The 5,666-nt window shown below is 28.3% G+C and carries 4 protein-coding genes; all 4 read left to right on the forward strand.

Annotated elements, in window-relative coordinates; translation table 11 throughout:
* Positions 1–2,445: type I restriction endonuclease subunit R (locus tag CI949_RS15820; RefSeq protein ID WP_290768060.1), on the forward strand; the 2,445-nt coding region annotated here is incomplete at its 5' end.
* A 16-nt stretch (positions 2,446–2,461) separates the two neighbouring features.
* Entirely contained in the window at positions 2,462–2,812 is a 351-nt protein-coding gene (locus CI949_RS15825) for a hypothetical protein (RefSeq protein WP_089719929.1), read from the forward strand.
* Between the two features lie 14 nt (positions 2,813–2,826).
* The gene (locus tag CI949_RS15830; protein ID WP_089719927.1) at positions 2,827–3,522 is read left to right on the forward strand and encodes a hypothetical protein; all 696 of its coding nucleotides are present in this window, start codon (positions 2,827–2,829) and stop codon (positions 3,520–3,522) included.
* A 112-nt stretch (positions 3,523–3,634) separates the two neighbouring features.
* Positions 3,635–5,666: SIR2 family protein (locus CI949_RS15835; protein WP_290768064.1), on the forward strand; the 2,032-nt coding region annotated here is incomplete at its 3' end.

The raw sequence follows: 5,666 nt of genomic DNA on the forward strand, positions 1-5,666 counted from the left end.
GAAAAATTATTTAGATTTAAGCAGCGTTCAATAGTAAACTTTGCTGTTGATAAAGATGAAGTCTATATGACAACTGAACTTAATGGAAAAGATACTTTCTTCCTTCCTTTTAATAAAGGTAAAGGTAGAGGCAAATCTAAAAGAGCAGGTAATCCTGAAGTTGACGGAAAACTTAAAACTCATTATCTCTGGGAGAATATCTTCAAAAAAGATCAGCTCTTAGAGATTCTGCAGAAATTTGTTTTTATTGATCTAGAAGAAGATATTGATGAGCAGGGGGATCTTCATAAAGATGAAAAATTAATCTTCCCTCGCTACCATCAGTTAGATGTAGTTTCTAAAATATTAAGAGATGTCAAAGAAAAGAAAGCTGGTCATAAATATTTGATTCAGCATAGTGCAGGCTCAGGTAAAACCTATTCAATCACGTGGTTGGCTCATAGATTATCCAGTTTACATGATAGAGATAATAATCCTATCTTCAGCAGTGTAATAGTTGTTACCGACAGAGTTTCTTTAGACCAGCAGCTGCAGGAGACTATTTATCAGATAGATCATAAGCTGGGGGTAGTAGCTCCCATCAAAAAAGATTCACATCAATTAGCTGATGAATTAAATTCAGGCACCAATATTATTATCAGTACAATCCAGAAGTTTCCTTTTATATTAGATAAGGTAACAGATACTAAAGATAAAAACTTTGCTATTGTAATTGATGAGGCTCATTCTTCTACCAGTGGTAAAAACATCTTAGCTTTAAAAGAATCACTATCTTTAGAAGAAGCAGCTGAATTAGATAGGCGGGCAGAAATGAATTCTGATGATGTTGAGGATAAGATTAATAAGGAGCTGATGCGGGTCCAGAGTCTTGATTCTCTCAGTTTCTTTGGCTTTACAGCTACTCCTAAGTCTTCGACCCTAGAACTTTTTGGTTCTACCAATCAAGTAGGTAAAAGAGAGCCGTTTCATGTCTATTCAATGCGGCAGGCTATTGAGGAAGGTTTTATCTTGGATGTCTTAGAAAACTACATGACCTATAAAACTTACTATCGGGTCAATAAGAAGATAGAAGATGATCCTGAATTTGAGAAGTCCAGAACTTCAAAAGAAATTGCCCGTTTTGTAAGCCTTCATCCTCACAACATATCACAGAAAACTGAAATAATGATTGAGCATTTTCGTGATAAGACAATGCATAAAATTGGTGGAGAAGCTAAAGCGATGCTGGTTACCTCTTCTCGTCTGCATGCAGTAAGATATAAAAAGGCTTTTGATAAATATATTAAAGATAAAGGCTACAAAAATCTAAAAAGTCTGGTGGCTTTTTCAGGCACAGTTAAAGACGATGGCTTTGAATATACTGAACCCAAGATGAATGACGGTATTACTGAATCAGAAACAGCTAAAGAATTTGATAAAGATGAATATCAGATCCTTTTAGTTGCTAATAAATATCAGACTGGCTTTGACCAGCCCAAGCTGCATACCATGTTCGTTGATAAGAGATTAAGAGGTGTTAATGCTGTCCAGACTTTATCCCGTCTAAACAGGACATACAAGGGGATTAAGGAAGATACCTTTGTCCTTGATTTTGTTAATGAAGCTGATGATATCAAGAATGCTTTTGAACCCTATTATGATGTAACAAGACTGGATTCAGATAATATAAATCCTAATGAAATGTACACTCTTTATGATGAGATAATGGATTCAATGCTGATCAATAAAGATGATATTGATGATTTTGCTCAATGCTATTATGAGAATGATTCTACAGAAGAAATAATAGCAGCTGGTGATAATGCTCTATCTCACAGTGCAGATAGAATCAGAAATTTATCTAAAGAGGATAAACTAGAATTCAGATCTAAAATGAAGCGATTTATCAACCTCTATAATTTAGTGCTGCAGGTCCATCCTATTAAAGATGCTGATCTGCATAAGATGAACATTTATTTAAGATTTTTGCTTAAAAGGATCGATATTGAAACTCCAGGTAATGTAGATATATCTGATAAAGTTGTATTGGAATACTATCAGCTTGAAAATAAAGGCCAGCAGAATATCGGATTAATTGGTGAAGAAGAACTTACTGGACCATCTCTCGGCAGCGGCAGCTATCACGAGGAAGAAAAAGAATATTTAAGCGTTATTATTGAGAGATTAAATGAAAAGTTCCAGACTGACTTCTCGGAGTCAGCTAAAGTTGCTACCGAGCAAATGACTAATAAGTTAAAGAATGATGATGACTTAAAGAAACGAGCTCAGGCTAATAGCTTAGAAGATTTTAAGATTGCCGTTAAAAAGAAGTTTACCGACACAGTTGTTGAATCTTATAATGAAAATACTGAGTTCTATGGTAAGATTCTCAATGATAAAGATTTTAAGGAGCAGCTGATGGAGTTAATTATTATAGATCTTTATCGGAGTTTGAATGGAGAATAAAAGGAGACAATAAAAAATGAAAAATAATTTAAAGATCTTAGAAGAGACTTTTAATATTGTCTATAAGTATACAAAAAAAGACTTAGTTGGCACTCAACTAGCTGCTTTATTAGCTGTATTAAATAATGAAGGTATCAATATGATCGAACTTGCAGATTATTTAGATTCTCCGCAGGGATCATTAAGTAGAAATATTAAAAAACTTTCTAAATTTAAAAACTCTAAAGGAGAAATGGATGGATTTAACTTAATTGAATTAAGACAAGATTATGAAAACCGAAGAACTTACGCTCTTTATTTATCAGAAAAGGGAAGAAGATTAAGAGCTGATTTAAATAAAAAATTGAAAGAACTAAACTTAATTTAAAGAGGGAGTTAAAAATGAATAAAGGTTCAATTAATGATCTCTGGCTCTCTATTTTTGAAGGGTTTTTAGAGGTCAAAAATATTGATCAATCTGAAATGTTTGAAAATGTAGTTGCAAAAATATTAAAAAAGCATAATTTAGATTATTTAATTGAGTTTGCAACAGAAGATATTTTTAAATTTCAGTTCATTTTATTGAGAGAAACTGATAGAGGAGTCGCTCTAATGGCTGCTGCATATCTTGAAAATAGTATTGAAGACTTACTAAATAAGTATTTTATAAAAGATATTTCTTCAAAAGAGGATCCATTTAATAAATATGGTTTTTTATCATCTTTTTCGTCAAAGATTGATCTAGCATATATGCTTGGATTAATAAGTAATAAAACAAAAAGGGAGTTAAATTGGATAAGGGAAATGAGAAATAAATTTGCTCATTCTGCTGATTTTATAGATTTTAAAAAGCAGTCATTTGCTGATAAATGCAATAATTTAAATGACTATGAAAGGTCAGAAGAATTATCTCCTAGAGATATCTTTATCAATGCTGTTTTTAGACTTTCCGGAATTATTTATAAAACTACATTAGATCTTAATGGAAGACAAAGAAAGAGTAATGAAAAGTCAGTTCAATTTGATCTAAGAAAATTAATGCCAGATTTTGAAGAAGAAGTTATAAAAGAGATGAAATATTATCTAGAAGATGATTAATAGAGTTTAATTCACTTAAAATAGGAGAAATCTAACGCTGGAAAAATAATTTATATTTAATTATTAATATATAGAGTTAGTAACTTAATATTATTTTATAGGAGTAGATAAAATGGATTCTTTTATAAAAGAAAGTAAAAAAATTATTAGAAAAGCTATGAACAACAATAAATTGGTAATATTTGTTGGGGCTGGAGTTTCTGCTAATTCTGGTTTGCCATCTTGGAAAGACTTAGTTAATGAATTTAGAAAAGGTATTGGACTCAAAGAAAATGAATTAAGTGATGATGATTATTTAAAAATACCTCAATATTACTATAATTTACGAAAAGAAAAAGAATATTATGAGTTAATAAATGAAGTTTTTAATGTTAATGCTGTTCCCAATATATTACATGATTTAATTTTTCAGTTTAATCCTACAACTATAATAACGACTAATTATGATGAATTAATTGAAGAAAGAGCAGAAGAAAAAGGATTGTTTTATGATGTGGTTTCTAGAGATAAGGATTTGCCCTATACACAAAATGATAAAATGATTATTAAAATGCATGGAGATCTCAAATATAATAATATTGTTTTAAAGGAAGAAGACTATTTATCATATTCTTCTAATTTTAAATTAATAGAGAATTATATAAAGTCACTTCTATCATCTAATGTTGTTTTATTTATTGGTTACAGAATTAATGACATAAATATGAAAATAATTTTTCAATGGGTTAAAGATATATTAAAAAATGATTTTCAACCGGCATATTTTATAAATACAAGTGCAAAAAAAGATAACAACAATATTCAGTTTGATTATTATAAGAATAGAGGAATTAATATATTAAATTATAATGAAGCTGAAAAAATAGATAGTTTTTCTGATAATCCTTGTTCTTTATCTTCTCCAGAAGGAAAAAAATTATATGATTTTTTATTATACTTGTTAAATGAAGAAAAGGTAAAAGATCTAGATTTTTATTATCAGAGATTAGTTGATTTAGACTATTTAAACGTGATAAGGATAAAGGATTTAAAAGAAACTTTAGGTATATCTAGAGAGGTAAGCCAAAACGGTAATAATTTGGAGTTTTCAAATAGTGAAACACTGGATTATTTAATTAAAAAATTAATTGAATTAGATAATGATGATATAGAAAATCAGCAAGAAATAAGTAAACTTGAATTAATAAGAAGAGTTTTTGAAAAATCTGGGATAGAGAAGATTAAAAAAAATCAAGAAACTATTTATAAAGTAAAAAAGAAACAAAATAAAAATAGATTAATAAAATCAATATTAGAATTCGATTATATTTCTATTCATAATAACACCAATAAAATGATTAATTCTGTTGAAGAAGATAAATCTAAACTTGTAGAGAGAGCTTATAATTTCTATCAAGCTAAAAATTATTATGAAGCTTACACGACTTTAAAAAAAGCCTCTAAAATTGCTTTTAAAAACAAAAATTACATCACCTACTCTCTTTCAGAGTTTAATAGATATTATTTAGGAAGAATTCTATCTTCAATCAGTACTGATATTAATGAAGAAGAACGAATAAAAATTAAAGAAGAAGTTGGAAAAATTGATTTAGATGAATTATATTTTGAATTGCCAGCAGATAAAAAAAGGTCAATTTCTTTTATAAAAAAAATAATGAGTTTTGAATTTGTTTATATTGGCAATAACAGAATTATGAAACTCGGAGAAGAAGTAAGAAAAGATAAGAATACATATTATTTAACTGAAAACAAAAATAGCGTAAATATATTTAAGTTAAAGAGAGAAGCCCATAATTTTTGGGATTTTATAAACAAGAACTATTTAATGATTGATAATTATAAAGAGATAAAAACTTATTTTTATAGATATATTCAGAGTTTACTATTTAATTATAGTTTTGTAAAAGAGAAAATTAGAAAAGATAGTATTCTTATTCCAGGTGTGAAAGTAAAGACGATAAAAATAAAAAATATTGATTACTTCTCATCATTTATTATGATCAAATATCTAAAGAAGAAAGAGCTAATCTATCTTTTTGAAGAATATGATATAAAAGAACTAAAAGTTAAAGAACAAGAATTAGAAAAAATTATTAAGTCATTTAAGAATTTAATTAATTTCTTTTTAAAACTTGATAATAGAG

Source organism: Halanaerobium sp., from assembly GCF_003070835.1.